Origin of the sequence: Pseudoalteromonas sp. 2CM41L (genome assembly GCF_023161905.1) — a bacterium.
GTDB lineage: Bacteria > Pseudomonadota > Gammaproteobacteria > Enterobacterales > Alteromonadaceae > Pseudoalteromonas > Pseudoalteromonas atlantica.
Map to the genome: position 1 here is coordinate 384157 of NZ_JALNTN010000001.1, position 16389 is coordinate 400545.

General features: G+C 39.9%; 19 protein-coding genes. All 19 read right to left on the reverse strand.

Translation table 11 applies throughout. The annotated features are described in order from the left end of the window. Nucleotide 1: 1 nt before the first annotated feature. Nucleotides 2-1231, reverse strand: coding sequence for a beta-ketoacyl-ACP synthase (locus MTF64_RS01675; protein WP_055019091.1), 1230 nt, complete (start codon nt 1229-1231; stop codon nt 2-4). Further along, a complete protein-coding gene (gene fabG / locus MTF64_RS01680; protein ID WP_248450268.1) occupies nt 1231-1956 on the reverse strand; it encodes a 3-oxoacyl-ACP reductase FabG in 726 nt (241 codons plus the stop codon). The genes MTF64_RS01675 and fabG overlap by 1 nt, the downstream gene beginning before the upstream one ends. Next, nucleotides 1956-2411: a hypothetical protein gene (locus MTF64_RS01685; RefSeq protein WP_055019093.1), complete on the reverse strand. Its 456-nt coding sequence runs from the start codon at nt 2409-2411 to the stop codon at nt 1956-1958. The genes fabG and MTF64_RS01685 overlap by 1 nt, the downstream gene beginning before the upstream one ends. Nucleotides 2412-2414: 3 nt before the next feature. Beyond that, nucleotides 2415-3584 carry a beta-ketoacyl-[acyl-carrier-protein] synthase family protein gene (locus MTF64_RS01690; RefSeq protein ID WP_248450269.1) on the reverse strand — a complete coding sequence of 390 codons (1170 nt, stop codon included), beginning with the start codon at nt 3582-3584 and terminating at the stop codon, nt 2415-2417. A gap of 1 nt (nt 3585) precedes the next feature. Beyond that, a complete protein-coding gene (locus MTF64_RS01695) occupies nt 3586-4074 on the reverse strand; it encodes a DUF3261 domain-containing protein (protein ID WP_248450270.1) in 489 nt (162 codons plus the stop codon). A gap of 77 nt (nt 4075-4151) precedes the next feature. Next, complete coding sequence (locus MTF64_RS01700; RefSeq protein ID WP_248450271.1) at nt 4152-5417, reverse strand: NAD(P)/FAD-dependent oxidoreductase; 1266 nt, start codon at nt 5415-5417, stop codon at nt 4152-4154. Further along, nucleotides 5417-7756, reverse strand: coding sequence for an MMPL family transporter (locus tag MTF64_RS01705; protein ID WP_248450272.1), 2340 nt, complete (start codon nt 7754-7756; stop codon nt 5417-5419). The genes MTF64_RS01700 and MTF64_RS01705 overlap by 1 nt, the downstream gene beginning before the upstream one ends. Continuing rightward, the gene (locus MTF64_RS01710; RefSeq protein ID WP_248450274.1) at nt 7725-8309 is read right to left on the reverse strand and encodes a hypothetical protein; all 585 of its coding nucleotides are present in this window, start codon (nt 8307-8309) and stop codon (nt 7725-7727) included. The genes MTF64_RS01705 and MTF64_RS01710 overlap by 32 nt, the downstream gene beginning before the upstream one ends. Further along, a complete protein-coding gene (locus MTF64_RS01715) occupies nt 8299-8727 on the reverse strand; it encodes an acyl-CoA thioesterase (RefSeq protein ID WP_248450276.1) in 429 nt (142 codons plus the stop codon). The genes MTF64_RS01710 and MTF64_RS01715 overlap by 11 nt, the downstream gene beginning before the upstream one ends. A 14-nt stretch (nt 8728-8741) precedes the next feature. Continuing rightward, nucleotides 8742-10292, reverse strand: coding sequence for an aromatic amino acid ammonia-lyase (locus MTF64_RS01720; RefSeq protein WP_248450278.1), 1551 nt, complete (start codon nt 10290-10292; stop codon nt 8742-8744). Nucleotides 10293-10312: 20 nt separating this feature from the next. After that, nucleotides 10313-11302, reverse strand: a complete 990-nt coding sequence (locus tag MTF64_RS01725; RefSeq protein ID WP_248450280.1) for a family 2 glycosyl transferase — start codon at nt 11300-11302, stop codon at nt 10313-10315. A gap of 15 nt (nt 11303-11317) precedes the next feature. Further along, nucleotides 11318-12055 carry a glycosyltransferase family 2 protein gene (locus MTF64_RS01730; protein WP_248450282.1) on the reverse strand — a complete coding sequence of 246 codons (738 nt, stop codon included), beginning with the start codon at nt 12053-12055 and terminating at the stop codon, nt 11318-11320. A 12-nt stretch (nt 12056-12067) separates the two neighbouring features. Next, nucleotides 12068-12424 (reverse strand): acyl-CoA synthetase, encoded by a 357-nt coding sequence (locus tag MTF64_RS01735; protein ID WP_248450284.1) that lies wholly within the window; start codon nt 12422-12424, stop codon nt 12068-12070. Further along, on the reverse strand, nt 12417-13757 hold the full coding sequence (locus MTF64_RS01740; RefSeq protein ID WP_248450286.1) for an AMP-binding protein: 1341 nt from the start codon (nt 13755-13757) through the stop codon (nt 12417-12419). The genes MTF64_RS01735 and MTF64_RS01740 overlap by 8 nt, the downstream gene beginning before the upstream one ends. Next, nucleotides 13741-14148: a hypothetical protein gene (locus MTF64_RS01745; RefSeq protein ID WP_248450288.1), complete on the reverse strand. Its 408-nt coding sequence runs from the start codon at nt 14146-14148 to the stop codon at nt 13741-13743. Before MTF64_RS01745 ends, MTF64_RS01740 begins: the two co-directional genes overlap by 17 nt. Before the next feature lie 158 nt (nt 14149-14306). Further along, nucleotides 14307-14561: an acyl carrier protein gene (locus tag MTF64_RS01750; RefSeq protein ID WP_087532315.1), complete on the reverse strand. Its 255-nt coding sequence runs from the start codon at nt 14559-14561 to the stop codon at nt 14307-14309. A 51-nt stretch (nt 14562-14612) separates the two neighbouring features. After that, nucleotides 14613-14870: a phosphopantetheine-binding protein gene (locus MTF64_RS01755; RefSeq protein ID WP_087532151.1), complete on the reverse strand. Its 258-nt coding sequence runs from the start codon at nt 14868-14870 to the stop codon at nt 14613-14615. After that, on the reverse strand, nt 14863-15657 hold the full coding sequence (locus tag MTF64_RS01760) for a lysophospholipid acyltransferase family protein (protein ID WP_248450290.1): 795 nt from the start codon (nt 15655-15657) through the stop codon (nt 14863-14865). The genes MTF64_RS01755 and MTF64_RS01760 overlap by 8 nt, the downstream gene beginning before the upstream one ends. After that, the gene (locus MTF64_RS01765) at nt 15636-16367 is read right to left on the reverse strand and encodes a beta-ketoacyl synthase chain length factor (RefSeq protein WP_248450292.1); all 732 of its coding nucleotides are present in this window, start codon (nt 16365-16367) and stop codon (nt 15636-15638) included. The genes MTF64_RS01760 and MTF64_RS01765 overlap by 22 nt, the downstream gene beginning before the upstream one ends. Nucleotides 16368-16389: the final 22 nt, after the last annotated feature.

Genomic DNA, 16389 nt, shown 5'->3' on the forward strand with positions numbered 1-16389 from the left:
ATTACTCACCTTTAAAGCGTTTAAAAATCAATGAGGTATTAATGCCACCAAATGCAAAGTTATTACTCATTATATAATCGGTATCTATTTCACGGCCATGTTCTGTAATATAATCTAAAGGCGCACACTCATTGTCTACTTCTGTCAAATTAATTGTTGGGGCAAACCAATTATCAGTCATCATATTAATACTAGCCCACGCTTCTATCGCACCACAAGCACCTAAAGTATGACCAAGATAACTTTTTAGTGAACTAATTGGTTTAGCACCTAACGCGTTAAAGGTTGCATGTGTTTCTGCAATGTCACCACGATCTGTTGAAGTACCATGTGCATTAACATAACCAATTTGATCTGCCGATAAGTTTGCATCTTGCAATGCCATTTCAATCGCAACTTGCATCGTCGTTGATGTAGGTTGAGTAACATGTTGTCCATCAGAATTACAGCCAAAACCGACAACTTCAGCCAATATATTTGCCCCTCTAGCTTTAGCATGTTCATACTCTTCAAGTATTAGCGTACCGGCACCTTCTCCTATAACTAAGCCATCACGGTTTTTATCAAATGGCTTGGGAGTTAGCTCTGGATTATCATTTTGTGTACTCGTTGCATACAAAGTATCGAATACCGCAGCCTCTGTAACACACAGCTCTTCAGCTCCTCCAGCTACCATAATTTTTTGACGACCAAACTTAATTGCCTCAAAGGCGTACCCTATCCCTTGTGAACCTGAAGTACACGCAGAGCTTGTGGTAATGACTCGACCTTTAATACCAAAAAAAACACCCACATTTACTGGGGCTGTATGAGCCATCATTTGGATGTAGCTAGTTGCTGTCACTCCATTCATAGAGCCTGTATCCATCATACGACCAAATGGGACTAAAGGAGCCGTTGAGCCAATTGACGAACCATATGAGACACCTGTTGAACCATCGGTCAATGCTGGGTGTTCAAGTAGTTTCGCTTGCTCAAGCGCACGTTCAGTAGCATAAGTAGACATCAATGATACTCGTCCCATTGAACGTACTTTTTTACGAGAGTAATGAGATGGGCGATTAAAATCGATAACAGGAGCTGCGAGTTTAGTATTTAATCCATCTATATAATCCCACTCAGGCATACGCTTGACTGCATTTTTTCCCTGAATTAACGCAGATTTAAAATCCCCCCAGTTATCACCTAAAGCAGTAATCGATGACATCCCCGTTATTACAACTCGCTTCATTACGCCATACCACCATTTACTTGAAGCACTTGACGCGTAATATAGCTAGCCCCATCAGACATTAAAAACGAGACCGCCGCAGCTACCTCTTCAGGATCACCCATTCTATTAGCTGGGATCATTTTTGTCATTTCAGAAATCGGTAGATGGTCGGTCATTCCAGTATCAATCAAACCTGGAGCGACACAGTTAACAGTAATTTTTCGCTTTGCAAGCTCAACCGCAAGTGCTTTAGATGCCCCAATAACGCCTGCCTTTGAAGCACTGTAATTGACCTGACCGCGATTACCTGCCACTCCTGACACTGACGACATTGCAATAATGCGTCCCCCCTTTCGCGTTCTGACCATCGGCATAACAAGTGGATGCAACACATTATAAAAACCATCTAGGTTGGTGTGTACTACACTATCCCACTCTTCATCTGTCATCGCAGGGAATGCAGTGTCTGCAGTGATCCCAGCATTACAAACTACGCCATAAAAAGCACCATGGGTTTCAACGTATTGATCTAAAATTGCTTTTGCACTCGTTCTATCAGCTACATCAAATTGTAAAATATCCACATCTACACCTAACGCAGCAATTTCAGCTTTAACTTGCTCTGCTGCTTCACGACCTGAGCGGCAATGCAGGCTAATATTAAACCCATCTTTAGCTAATTGTAGAGCAACTGCTTTACCAATTCCTTTACTTGAACCAGTCACTAATACTCGTTTTGACATTACATTTGCTCCGCTAAAAATTGCTCTGGGTTTTCAGGTTGAAATACATTAATTTTTGCTTCTACTAACAGGGTATCCACTTGCTTAATACTACAGTCAAAAGCACTTAAGCCATTTGCTTCGCTGTATAATTTTTCTACTCTGATCGTTAATGTGCTATTTAAAGCAAAACGATTACAGTGCATCTTATACTTACGACTACTCACTAAAAAGCCAATTTCGACTTTTGCGCCATTATCAACTTGGTTAGCGTTGGCGTAAGCAGCGATGGCTTGCGCCATATACTCAATACCTACATGGCTTGCGACACTTTGGCTATCTGCATTATAAAAGTTACTCTGGGGTGTAATTGTGACCGAGCAAATTCCAGCTGTTTCATCATAGCTATCTAAACTATCGATCAAAATCATGGGCGCAGTATGAGGTAAAATAGTTTCAATTGGGTACACAGACATCTCTTATAATCCGATTAATACACTAACGTTATTGCCGCCAAAAGCAAATGAGTTGGACAGGCATGTTTTAATTTTTGTTTCGCTCTTCGCCCCTACTGGCACGAGATTAATTGTCGGCAATGCTGGATCCGCTTCGCCATCCCAAATATGCGGGGCAAACTCATCATCGCCAAGTAACAACCAACATAAGCCGATTTCAGTTGCTCCTGCTGCACCTAACGTATGCCCTATCATGCCTTTAGAAGAACTACAGGGTGTACCATTACCAAACACTTCAGCCACTGCAATGGCTTCCATCTCATCATTTTTAGGGGTAGCTGTACCATGCAAATTAACATAATCAACATCACTTGCTTGATAGCCAGCTCGAGTCAGTGCGGCTCGCATAGCCGTTACTGCACCTTCGCCTTGTGGGTGTGGGGCTGACATATGATGCGCATCGCTAGACTCTCCTACGCCGAGCAATTTGACAGTACCTTGTTTTTCAACTATGCATAATGCCGCTGCCTCACCTAAGTTGATACCATCACGGTTTTTACTAGAAGGATTGCTAATGCCAGTAGAAGTTGAGGCCAATGCGGCAAACCCATTAACTGTCATACCGCATAAGCTATCTACGCCACCGACAATTGCAACATCAGCAAGATCCGCTGCAATTAGCTCTTGTGCTGTGGCAAATGCTTTGGCACTCGAAGAACAAGCTGTAGATAATGTCATAGCGGGTCCTTTTACGTCTAAATACAAACTAATAAATTGAGATAAATTGTCCATCTCTTGCTGCTGGTAATGATAATTATGGACAAACTTTCCTTGCTCTAAGTATTGCGCCATGGCTTGTTCACCTTGTGCAATTCCTGAGGTACTAGTGCCTACAATTACTGCAATTCGGTGTTGTTCATATCTCTGTTTTAAATCGTTAACTGGGTTGATTAGCTGCTCTAGTGCTAAAGCGGCTAATTGGTTATTGCGGCTATGAAACTCACAAGGATATTGTACTAATGAAGGCAACACTGCTTGCACAGCACCAACATAAATTGGACCTTCATTAAGTAGTTCATTATTAACAACAATGCCTTCTTGATTTCCTGCTAACAAGTTACGTTTAATTGTTTTATTGTCACAGCCTAATGGGTTAACCATAGCATAATGGCTAATATATAGCGGTTGTTGCATATTAATATTCTTCTAATCTTTCTATTTTTAAGCGATAATTTTGTTCAAATTCTGTCAGTAGAGTGACAGCGCCATTATACGTGATTTCTCGAGCTAATAAGCCATTACGGTAAAACTGCCGTGTTCGAAGTAACATGTTATCAAACTCAATCACCTTACTATCATTACGCATGTTTTGCTCAAGCATCCCCAAAGGCCAAAATGCACTTTGCATATCGTAAATAATTTTTTTTCCATCAAGCTCTAAACCTAACGTATTCTCGGTGGTAAGTTCATGAGTTTGAATATCAAATTGCAGCTGTGTAACCGGCACCCCTTCAAAAGTGAGAGCAACAACTGTGATTGATAATTTTGAAAACTCGGTTGATACCAATATTGACTCATCAACAATGCCGGAAAACTGAAATCTTTCGAGCCAACCTTTTTCAATCAACTGTGTAGGGATTGGCATATAATTAAACATTGCTCTTGCCATATGATTTGCTGCCATTTGTTGACATCCAGCTATAAATAGCACACATAATGGCAACAGCGTTTTTCTATATAATCTCAACATCAGCAGCACCATTAAGCAACACTATCATTATTATCTGGCTCGCAAATTTGTTCTAAAATCTTTAATCCACGCTTGGTATTTTTTACAAATGGGTTACTTTTATCCCAAGCGTACCCCGCTAAGATTGAGCACACCATCTCTTTTACATCTGGTTGACCATCAGCAAAAAAGATCACTGATTGCAAACTCGTGTCGTACCATGAATTCACAAAGTATTTAAATACTTCGATCCCTTCCCTTAGTGGCTCTTCATACTGAACTTGCCAATCAATTGCTTCACCTTGAAGCTGTTTCACCACCAACTCGGACGCTTGAACAGCAGATTTTAACGCAATTGTGACACCAGATGAAAATATGGGGTCTAAAAACTCACCAGCATTACCTAATAATGCGAACTTATCACCGTGTAGCGTTTTTACATTCGCTGAATAGCCACCAATCGTGCGAACAGGTGCAATAATTTTAGCATCTGTCAATAAAGCACTTAGGTTGTCATCAGCACGAATAAAGTCTGAGAGTGTTTGTTCAAGTGTTTGATTTGGTCTTTCGATTTGTGCTGTTTCACCGACAACCCCTACACTAACTGTGCTATCACTAAAAGGAATCACCCAGTACCATACATCTGGAATCATAGGGTGAACGGTGATCAGTATCTTATTGCGGTCGAACTGTGTGCTATCAATATTATCTTTAAAATGTGTAAATACAGCCTTACGAGGAGTGAGTACACTCGGCTCTTCTAAATCCAATAAGCGCGGAAGTACACGGCCAAACCCGCTGCCATCTAAGGTAAATTTTGCAGAAATGATGCTTTCTTCTTTCGTTTTTAAATCAATTATATTTGTGTAAGTAGTCTTTTCATCACTTTTAAAGCCAGTTACCTGCTGTCCAAAGAGGATTGTAGCTCCTTGTTTAACTGCTTCTTGCGCTAATAAATTATCAAACGCAGCTCGTTTAACCTGATATGTTGTACTTGGCCCATCACTGAATTTTTCTTCAAAATTAAAGTTAGTATGGTGACCATTACGATAAAATGCGGCGCCATTTTTGAATTGAAACCCAAGCTCATCAGCATTGTCTAGCAGTACATCAAGCATATTGGCTTTAGCTAAGAATTCCATTGTTTGCGGTAATAAACTTTCACCAATTGAAAAGCGAGGGAATTCATCCCGCTCAATGAGGCAGACACTTAAACCATGTTGCATTAACAAACACGCTGCGACTGTCCCCGAAGGGCCTGCCCCTATAATAGTTACATCATAATCTGTTGATATCATTAAATATTCCTTTTTGATACTAAAGCAAGGCGTGGCGCGAGCAAAAACACCACTGTTACACCAATAAATACTGTAAAACCAAATTGCCTAACTGCAGGCGTTGAACTAACGATTAATATTGCGAATACAAATAATGAACTTGCTGCTGATACAAAGGTGGTTAGTGTTATTTTTTTACTTAGGCCATGTTCGGCATAAAAAATACAATAATCTAGGCCTAGGGCTAAAATAAGGATCCCAGCAACATAATTAAATACGGTCAAACTTCCATAAAACCAAGTGCTTACTATAAGTGCAATTAGTATTGCAATTAGTGGGCGTGTCATTGCAATAAAAGCATTTAATAGCCCGTAGCGCAGCCAAAAAATTATCATCGCCGCAGCTAAGGAAAATGCATAGATTAAAACTAATTGCTGTCTAAATTGCTTTATTTGCTTACTTACATCAGCTACTTTATCAATAAAAAAAACATTAGGATTACTGTTAGCTAAGGTTTTAAGCCTGCTGGAATTTTTTACCCTCTTTAACTTAATCACACTGTAATAACGGTCTAGCGATTGCAACCATTGATTGGTAAATAAAAGTCCCACTTGGCTATCTTGCCATGTGGCAAAGTCAAGCTGTTGATAATAATCATCAAATAGAATATCTGATGAATCATAGCCGAGCACTAAGTTTAACTGTGTAAAATCCCCGCGATTAACTGCTCGAGTTAGCAATTGTTGATTACTCTTTTGCATGGATATTGACGGTAGCCATTGGCTGATACTGGAATACGCTGCAATCTCTTTGTTTGCTTGTAATTGCTCAAGCTGTGGTAAAAGTTGCTCCATCTGCCTAAGCACCTGCTGCTCGCTGTCACTGGCTATCAACAGGTATGAACTGTCCCATTGCGCTGCTAATAAATCGCTGATTGTTTGTTGCTGAGTGATTAAATCATGAGGAACTTTGTAGAAATGTCGTGGATCATCATCATTATCTAAAAACATTAAGCCAAATAATGCGACTATGATGAATAGCACTTGCCAACGCATCGCCAGCTTATTAGTAAGCCACGTTTGCTGTAGGTTATGCAATCCAGTAATAAAGTTCGGCACCTGCATAGCGCTTTTAGCTTTTAATAGCATTAAACTTGGGTAGAGTAGCAATACACATAATAAAGCCCCCAGCAGCCCTGCCATGGTGAAGACCGCAATTTGTTTAAATAATATTAATGGCGTAAACACCAGTATTAAATATCCGGCAGTAGTTGTCAGAAAACCTAATAACAATGAACTACGAATATTGTGCAATGGGTTTGCTATTTTAGCTTGAGAAAAACGCAATTCACTTAGGGCATGAAAACTATAATCGGCTGCTATACCAATTAACGTCACTGCAAACACTAACGTTAAAACATTGACCTCAGAAAACAATAATCGCAGTGCAGTGTAGCCATAAATCATACTGACTAAAACGACGAATAACGTGCAGAACACACTCAATACACTTCGGTAGATAACCATGATCAATAACAAGGTTGCGAGTACAGAAATCCCCCCAAAAAGGGCCATTTCACTTTGGGCGCTGGAGCTTGCACTCGCAGTAAAAAAAGCAGCCCCAGTGGCCAAGTAATCCACACCTGTATCTTGTGTTAATGCTTGCTGTTTAAGAGAAGCGACGTTTGCTGCAATCTTTTTCGCAACATTTAAATCTAAACCCGTGCCATTACTCATAAAGTTTACGAGTACATAATAGCGAACCTGCTCTACAGCCTCGCTTTTAGTCGCAATTAAAAAGCCATCATAGTTTTTAAGTTGCGCTGAAGGTAATCGTTGTTGATTAAAAAAGTCGGCTAGGGCTAAGGTTTTGTCGCTTTGCAAAGTAGCTGCAACCCAAGGCGACGCCACGTCATTAAGGAGGTTAAATTGGTAATTGAATAAGCGTTGACTATCGTTTGCTTGCAACAAGTATCGATATTGCTCACTGATAAAAGCATGCGGATAATTAAGGTAATCACGCACTATTGAGTCAAGTTTGGGTAAAGCATCAAACTTTACATTGACAGCAATACCCGTAATTTCATTTAACGACTTAGCCGCTCTCTGGGCATACTTAATTGCCGTGGCTTTATCTTGATGACCCACTAATAAAAGATGCTGACGTAATTGCTGTTGTTCTAATTGGTCGATAACGAGTTGTATTTCTGGATCTTGTTCTACGCTAAATATTTGATTGAGATCAGCAACAATCGTAAATGACTTAAATAGCCATAAATAAGTCAAACCCGCTAATATAACAGCAAACTGTATGCACCATACAACGAGCTTAGTGCGTGAGCTTAATGGCTTCCATGTCACCTTGACTAAGCTCCTTAGTGGTTATTTTCATAATAATATTGGTATGATTATTCTGTTGGTCGGTTATCACTATCTCACGTTGGCTATCACCTTCTCGGCACAGTTTTACTTGCTTAAACATCTTTGCTACTTCAATTAAAGTTGGCACTAATTGGTAACAACCAGTTTGATCTTCAGTGGTTATTTGCCAATCAGAGTTCTTGATCTGGCCACTTAATAAGTTAGCTAATAGCTGGTTTATTTGTTTATCTTGGGTCAGTACTTGATAATCTTGGTCAGTATCAGTACGCCGATAAATTCCACTAGTTAAAAGCAGTAGCTCACTTTTTACAGGCAAAAGTGTATGCCAATAAACTTGTCGATCGAAAATAACAAACTCACCTTGTGACTTAATGGCCCGTTTTAAAAAGGTGAAATGCTTTGCTTGGCTAAACTCTCCTTTACCTTGCTTAACTTCAAACTCACTGAAATCACTTTGTGCAAAACAGTTAGTTACCAAGCAAACGAATAACACCGCTACTAGCCATATAGTACAGCAAATGTTACTCAACATATGTACGTACTTTATCGATAAGTACAGCGGGAGATTCAAACTGTAATTCTTGGTTTTGTAAATCTAAGGCGACTTGAATTGTATGGGCTTTAGTCAACACCTTCTGGCTGTCTAAACATTCAATTTTATATTCGATTTTGAGCCGTGTTTCGTACTCAACCAAACTCGCATGAATGCGTATGTGCGAACCAAACACGGCCGATGCAACATACTTTAGACGCATATCAACAATCGGCCACATATAACCTGAGTGTTCCATCGCATTGTAATTATAGCCAATTTTGTCAAGTAATACGCACCGAGCATCTTCTATGTATTTAACATAGTTCCCATGCCAAACAATGCGCATAGGATCTAAATCATAAAATGGCACCACCATGTCAACATGGGCAGTTACTATTGCGTTGGATTTTTTCATCTTATACCTTCACTTTATTGGTAAAGCGACCAACGTTGAGTTTGAATATACTCAATGGTTTGACGCAATAACTTATCAGTTGGGCGATCTTCTTCTAATAAATCAAAAAAGCCGGCTACATCATCAATCATCGCTGTAATTTCAGGATTAAGTGCTGCGGCATCGATTTCATTATTTAAAATACGAATGCGCACACCTTGAACTGCCGCAAGTAAAGTCGCAGCTAATACTTGCTCTGTGAGTTGTAAAATCCGTAAGCAATCACGCGCAGCTATAGTTCCCATACTCACTTTATCTTGATTGTGACACTCAGTTGAACGAGAAAACACACTCGCTGGCATGGTTAGTTTTAATGCCTCAGCTGTCCAAGCAGAGCAGCCAATTTGAATTGCTTTAAAGCCATGATTAATAAAGCGACGCTCACTTGAAGCCGCACTTAAATTAGAGGGCAAACCATGGTTCATTTTCACATCAACTAGGGTGGCAATTTGGCGATCAGCCAAGTCTGCTAAGTTAGCCACACAGTTCTTCATTGAATCCATTGCCATGGCGATATGGCCGCCGTAAAAGTGACCGCCATGTAGCACATGCTCACCGACACCATCGATAATCGGATTATCATTAGCACTATTAAGTTCATTTTCAATCATGCTTCTCAGCCACGGTAGGCTGTCTTCTAACACACCAATAACGTGAGGAGCACAACGGATTGAATAACGATCTTGTAGGCGATGTGAATTACGTGGATGTTCTACATGATTTAAATCAGTTTGAATGCGCTTTGCCACATTTTGCTGACCCGGATGTGGTTTAACACTAAATAGAATATCATCAAAATGATTGCTGTTACCTTTAAGTGCAATACTTGCAAGCGCGGTAATACGGGTCATTAAACGACTTGCGTATTCACTACGATCATAAGCTTGACAAGCAAGCGCTGTCATCACCGCTGTGCCGTTCATTATTGCTAAGCCTTCTTTCGGACGTAGGGTAATAGGCTCGAGACCTTCTTCTTTAAAGGCCGCTAATGAGTTAACAACTTGATCCTTATAATAGGTGTCGCGCTCACCAATTAAACTTCCTGCCACATATGAAAGCGGCGTTAAGTCACCACTTGCACCCACTGATCCTTCTTGCGGGATAACAGGGATAATATCACGATTGATCATTTCAACGAGTAGTTTTAGTAAATCCCAGCTAACACCTGAATAGCCTTGTGATAATGACGCTAAACGGCTAGCTAAAATCAATTTACCTTGTTCTGGCGTAAAAAAATCACCCAAGCCACAACCGTGGAAGCGTGTAAGGTGCATAGGTAACTCATTTACTAATGCTAACGGGATCTCTACCGTACACGAGTCACCATAGCCAGTGGTTACACCATAAATATGGCCTTCTTCAGCTAAAAGCTTATCTAAAAAAGCGACGGCTGAATCAATTTTTTCAGCAAACTGGCTATCACCAGATAGCGCGACGCTGCGGTCTTCTTTTACAACACTAATAATGTCTTCAATCGTTAAACGGCCTGCGCCAAATAAAAGGTGTGTTGATTTATTGTTTTCCATTTACTACTGTCTCCAGATATTTAGCTAGGCTTTGAATCTTTGTCGCTGGCTTTTTGCCAAAAGTTAAAAAAATTGTACCATTGATAAGGCGCTTTTTTACAATAAAACTCAAGACGCTCAGCAAACTTTGTTGCCATTGCTTGAAAATGCGCTTGGCGCTCTTTGCGTTTTACTTTAATGGGGTCGGCAAACTTCTCAATATAGGTTCTATAGCGCCCGTGTTCATTAATGCAAAACATTAGAAACACTGGGCATTCCATAATGTTCGCCAGCGCGAATGGACCAACAGCAAAAGGGGCTTGTTCCCCTAAAAACGGCGCTTGATGCACACTTGTTGGGTTATTGACCGAGGTTCTATCAGCAAAGATGACCACTGCTTCACCATCATCAATTTTTTGTTTTAGTTTAATCGTGTCATCAGGACCGAAGTTATTAATATGAATAAAATTAATGGCCGCTTCTTGGTTTATTTTCTTTAAGAAATTATTGAATGACGGGGTATGCTCATTATAAGTGATCACATTAAGTGGACGCTTATTATCACCCATACTAAAAATTGCGCGGCATATTTCCATATTACCTAAATGAGCACTAAAGATAACCGCCCCTTTGGCTTGCACTAACTCTTGATAACCGTCAGGGGTCGCAATTTCAATATCTTTAATATTTACTTTACCAAGCCAAGCATCAAACTTATCGAGTATTGCCATACCAAATGAAAAATACAATTTAAAACCTTGCTTAAAGCGCGCTAAGCCGACCCGCTTTTGCTCACCCATGCTGGTGTTTAAATTGTCTAAGTAATGCCAAATCGCATGTCGTGATAAACGTCCCGTAATATAAAAGTAAAACATCACAGGCGTTAATACGACTTTAAATAACCATTTGCCAAATACTTTATAAATAAACACTAACACTTCAATACCAAACATCGAGCCACGCTCTTTTAATTGTGACCAATGAAAAGTACTGTCGTTGTGCGGTTGCTGTGGTTTGTTGTTATCTGACACTGTGTTTATTACTTCCTATTTAAATTTATTCGCGATGAGCCGAGGTAAACGCAGCAACATACCAAAAAACAAACGCGTATGCATTTTTGATATCAAAATGTTATCTTCCCATACATTAAAGTGGGATACACCATTTTCTGGGTACAATACTTTAGTTTTAATGAACTCAACGGGTGTGCCCTGCCAATAAAGCTTTACCATGACCTCAATATCAAAATCCATCTTATTGCCTAAGCGCGTGTTATTTATTAACTGCGCATAAGCAGCTAACGGATAAACCCGAAAGCCACACATAGTGTCTTTAATTTTGAAAGAAAGCGTTTCAATATAGACCCAAAAATGAGTGATAAAGCGACCGTAATAACGCCCTTTAGATATTGACTCATCATAAACAGGCTGACCGCTGACCAATGCCGTGGGAGCAAACTTAGAGCGCGCGATTAGTTGCTCTACATCATTCAAGTCGTGCTGACCATCCGCATCAACCTGTATAGCATGGCTCCATCCTGCTTGGTGGGCATGAGCTAACCCTGTTTGTACAGCAGCACCTTTACCACCGTTTTGTGTTCTACGAACAAGCGTGACCAGAGCAAACTCTCGCTCAACATCCTCTAACACTGTTTGAGTTTGTTGATTACTGCCATCATCGACCAAAATAATGGGTAAATTAAAACTCACTAAAGCTGCGATGGTATCGCGAATCACTAAATGATGATTGTAATTTGGGATCACAAATCCGTATTGGCTACTCATGACCAGTTCGCCTTAATCATCTGCAAGTACCACTTTGCCAGAGGCATGCTGACCATGTGTGGAACTGTAGCTAAAGCTAAATTTATTTGCTTTGATTTTTTTCAAACGCAGATCAACCTCATAATTAGGCTGTACAATGATTTGAAATTTCAGGGCATCAATCGACACTGCTTTAGTGCAATCGACCGCCATAAACTCTGTTAAATAGTGCATCACCCAGTCAAGCTGTGCTACACCGGGTAAAATAGCCGCCTGCGGAAAATGGCCTTGGAAATAATAGAGATTTTCAGGAATTGTTAACTTTAGCAAAACGTGTTCATCACTTTGCTCAATCAGCTGACAATCCGGTTTATATACAAAATCAGTCAAACAACTTCTCCAACTGCGCTTTATTAAGTTTACCCTGCGAGTTATATGGTAACTCAGTTAAATAACGATACTTTCTAGGTATCACTAAGGGTTCGAAAAATGCTTTTAAATGTGTTTTTAATGCTTGAGAAAACTTAAATTTGCCAAGCTGCTCTAATGCCTGCTCACCAGCCTCTGTTAATACTAATACAGCGGCAATTTCATCTCGCTTACCAGTACTTGTACCATGTTGCAGTAATAAAACATAACTATCTACAACCCAATCAGACTGGTTTACTCTGAGGCTTATTTCATCGAGTGAACAACGTTTTTCTTCTATTTTGACAATCCGGTCAGCGCGACCTAATAAATTAAACTGGTTGTTTGTCAATAACAGCACCCGGTCATCCGTCTGATACCACTGCCCATTATCAACATAAGGAGATGAAATAATAAGTCGCTGATAATCATCGAGTTTAAGCTTAATTGTTGAAAAAGCCTGCCAATGACCCTGGCCGTTTTGTTTACGCCAAGCAATACCACCGGTTTCTGTACTGCCTAACACTTCTATTGGCGAATCACCAAGTTGACTCGCCAACTGCATAGCCGCGGCGGTTTTTAGTGGCCCACCTGATGAGAATAATCCACGTATTTTATGCTTTATAGCCACAAGCACATTATCTTGTACTAATCGATGATAATAAGCAGGGCTGCTGATCACAACAAAGTCATGATCATCATTTTGTTGACTTATAAAGTGCAGTAAATGCTCTGGGTAATCAAAGCTATTAAAACAGACATCACGCCCACTATACAGTGGCCACAAAACCTTAAACAATAAACCATAAATGTGCTGATGCGACACCGTGGCAACCATCATGGTTTGTTGCATTTGATCAGCAAATTGCTGTTCCAGCTCTTTAACTTCAATCAATAACTGGGAAAAGGTTTTATCAATTGCTTTTGGCGTCCCACTTGAGCCAGAGGTAAAAAATCGAATCGCGGCATTTTCATCAAGCTCAATGGCAGTATTTACCACATGCTCAACACGAATGTGTTTATTAAAAGCCACTTCTGCGCAAGTGTTATCGGCTACGCCAGTGAACGCCTCAGCTTGCGCTAAGCACTGTGCAAGCTGCTCGGGTTGGCCATTTTGTGGCAATACAATAGACTTGTTTGCGGCTAATAACGCAAAAAACAAAACACTGAACTGGTAACTGTCAGCATCAAATAATAACCATGTTTGTTCATCACGTGCAGCAAATACGCGTGCATGGGCATCTACTTGCTGTTGCCAAATGGCATAGCCATGATTTTGACAATAAAAGTAGGTCTTGTTAGTCGGCCATTTCATTTGATTTATTTTTTGCCTTTTGAAACTTTCTTATTATAAATTCTACGGCCATTAATATCCCCATTAACAAATAGGAAATTAAACCATTATAGGTTAGCCAAACCACTGGATCTGGATGAAAAATCGTTGCTGTCGCAATTAATCCATTAATGATAAAAAATCCACACCATACTTTTGTTACTGTACGGGTGTAACGCTTGCCGTGCTCGTCAAGCGTTTCAAATTTACTGGCAATCACTTCAATAAAACTAGGTGGGTTATATAGTGAATAAGCAAATACAGCTAAAAAGCAGCTACTTATTACCACTGGGTAAAACTTCAGTGCCAATTCAGAGTTAGCAAAAGTCGCAAAACCTAATAAAGCTATACCACTGATAGTTATTATTTTCATGTGTGCAAAATTAACTATACTGCTTTTTGTTAACCAGTATCGCGCTAAAAGCACCACAATAAAAAGTGCAGCAATTAACGCAGGCTCGCTAAACTGCAAGCCAAAATACACGGCTAGTGGATATAAAAAAAGTAACCCAACTAGCACGGCCTTGTTCATTAAGCGTCTGCTGTCATCAGTTTTTCAACAGCATCAATGACGTCTTGCACTGTACGAACTTGTTTAAAGTCATTTGGCTCGATTTTTTTACCCGTTTGCTCACGTAATTTAACGACTAAATCAACCGCATCAATGCTGTCTAAATCAAGATCTTCATATAAATTTGCGCTGCGGGTAATATCTTCTGCATCTATTTCAAAATCCTGTTCTAGGATTTCGCTTAGCATTGCAAAAATTTTATCGCCATTATTCATGTTTTCATTACTCATAGTTACTTCCAAACAATGCAGAGTGACTGCAGTTTATTATGCCCGTGTTGAGGCAATAAAATCACACAAGGTTTTAACCGAGTAAAAATGTTTTTTACTGTCGTCGGTATTACCATCAATTTTTACGTCATAAGCTTTTTTAATCGCAACACCTAATTCAAGTGCATCAATTGAATCAAGGCCTAAACCATCGACGAATAACGCTTCATCATCATTAATATCTGATGCTTCGATATCTTCCAAATCAAGGGTTTCAATGATTAGTTGTTTTACTTCAGTGCTTAAATCACTCATGTTTTAATTTTTCCTCGTTAAAATAAGCTTGTAAGTCGCGTGTTAGTTGTCTAACAGTGTTCGTTACATGGTCACCTTGTAAATAAGGTTTTATCTCATAAACCGGAAGTACACGCATTTTAAAGGTAAAGCGACGATCAGTCACTTGATACCACTTTTGTCCCTTGGTCAGCGTGACCGGTGATACATCAATCAAAATCGGCAGCATATCGACTTCAGTACGAAGCGCGATATTGGCTACACCTCGTTTAAATTTCCATGGCTGCCCGGGTACACTTCGCGTGCCTTCAGGGAATACAATCAAGTTATTACCACGGGCAAAACTTTGCTGACACTGATTTAAAAAATATTCAGGATCAGCATCATTGTTAATATAGCCCGTAGCCTTTACCACTCCTTTTAAGAATGGATTTTTCCAAAGGTCCGCTTTGACGACACAATCTGCATTTCTGACTATCGAAATTAATACCACCACATCAATTAAAGAAGGGTGATTGGCGATAATTAGCTGTCCTTTCGCATTTTTTATTGTATCTAATTTATCAAGATCAATTCGCAAAATACCAACAAGGCGCATATAACCGACAAAGAATTTAAACGAATAATGCACCGCTGTGCGTGCGGCTTGATTTCGTTGGTTTATATCAGCATAAAGTAAGCGTTGAATCGAAAACACCAAAACAGATAAAACCAAGCCTCCACCGCTAAATAAGGCAAACGCACTGCCCGTTGCTATGATGCGGTATAGTTTTATGAGTGCGGCTTTCATACGCGGCTTAATTGCCATTGATAACGCTTTGAATCAAGGGCTAACTGTTGATTATTTGAATAATAAAAACGCAAAAAAGCCAATGCCTGTAACTGCGATGACTCAGCACTGTTAGGCAGGTCATGGCTGGTAAACTCTAAATTAACGCATGCTTGCGATGTGCTTTTCTCGATTAATAAGGCCACAGCAACGTTATCATGACTTTGCTGTACATAAGGTTGGTATTGCTCAGGTACAGCTAAATCGCTATATACATATAGAATACGGTCATAATTGTAAGCATGTAATTTTGAGACCGCATCAACCAAGCCCATAAAGAAACTATCTTCGCCAGCCGACACTGCAGACAAAGGCGCTTTATTACCGGTAAAGATGCTAAATAACCCACCTACGGCATTATGAACAGATAAACCAAAATGGGTTGGAGACAATGGCTCTTTACTTGCCACATCAGCAATTAATTTGCTGGTTTTATGTAAATCACCATGACGAGATGAAAATACGCTGGGTACTGTTTGTTCATAGGATTCACTGGCTGTAAGTGCGCAGTGTAGTGTCAACTTAGCAAACGGACTAAGACGTCTGCGCTGCATAGCAGGCATTTGTTTTAATTCAGGAAGTGTTAACGTTTCAGTGTTTAAACTATCGTTATTAGCAAAAGCATACCAATCCTCGGCGCTGGTTTTACCGTCGCCCCAAGCTATGCATTTTTTTATAGCAAATTTCAACGTAACAATCCTTATTACAAAG

What these genes read in the sequence shown, in the direction of transcription:
- MTF64_RS01710 (WP_248450274.1), bottom strand. Translation starts at nt 8,309, where the DNA reads ATGTTGAGTAACATTTGCTGTACTATATGGCTAGTAGCGGTGTTATTC.
- MTF64_RS01760 (WP_248450290.1), bottom strand. Translation starts at nt 15,657, where the DNA reads ATGGCAATTAAGCCGCGTATGAAAGCCGCACTCATAAAACTATACCGC.
- MTF64_RS01695 (WP_248450270.1), bottom strand. Translation starts at nt 4,074, where the DNA reads ATGGCAGCAAATCATATGGCAAGAGCAATGTTTAATTATATGCCAATC.
- fabG (WP_248450268.1), bottom strand. Translation starts at nt 1,956, where the DNA reads ATGTCAAAACGAGTATTAGTGACTGGTTCAAGTAAAGGAATTGGTAAA.
- MTF64_RS01675 (WP_055019091.1), bottom strand. Translation starts at nt 1,231, where the DNA reads ATGAAGCGAGTTGTAATAACGGGGATGTCATCGATTACTGCTTTAGGT.
- MTF64_RS01700 (WP_248450271.1), bottom strand. Translation starts at nt 5,417, where the DNA reads ATGATATCAACAGATTATGATGTAACTATTATAGGGGCAGGCCCTTCG.
- MTF64_RS01730 (WP_248450282.1), bottom strand. Translation starts at nt 12,055, where the DNA reads ATGAGTAGCCAATACGGATTTGTGATCCCAAATTACAATCATCATTTA.
- MTF64_RS01690 (WP_248450269.1), bottom strand. Translation starts at nt 3,584, where the DNA reads ATGCAACAACCGCTATATATTAGCCATTATGCTATGGTTAACCCATTA.
- MTF64_RS01750 (WP_087532315.1), bottom strand. Translation starts at nt 14,561, where the DNA reads ATGAATAATGGCGATAAAATTTTTGCAATGCTAAGCGAAATCCTAGAA.
- MTF64_RS01740 (WP_248450286.1), bottom strand. Translation starts at nt 13,757, where the DNA reads ATGAAATGGCCGACTAACAAGACCTACTTTTATTGTCAAAATCATGGC.
- MTF64_RS01715 (WP_248450276.1), bottom strand. Translation starts at nt 8,727, where the DNA reads ATGAAAAAATCCAACGCAATAGTAACTGCCCATGTTGACATGGTGGTG.
- MTF64_RS01685 (WP_055019093.1), bottom strand. Translation starts at nt 2,411, where the DNA reads ATGTCTGTGTACCCAATTGAAACTATTTTACCTCATACTGCGCCCATG.
- MTF64_RS01745 (WP_248450288.1), bottom strand. Translation starts at nt 14,148, where the DNA reads ATGAAAATAATAACTATCAGTGGTATAGCTTTATTAGGTTTTGCGACT.
- MTF64_RS01755 (WP_087532151.1), bottom strand. Translation starts at nt 14,870, where the DNA reads ATGAGTGATTTAAGCACTGAAGTAAAACAACTAATCATTGAAACCCTT.
- MTF64_RS01720 (WP_248450278.1), bottom strand. Translation starts at nt 10,292, where the DNA reads ATGGAAAACAATAAATCAACACACCTTTTATTTGGCGCAGGCCGTTTA.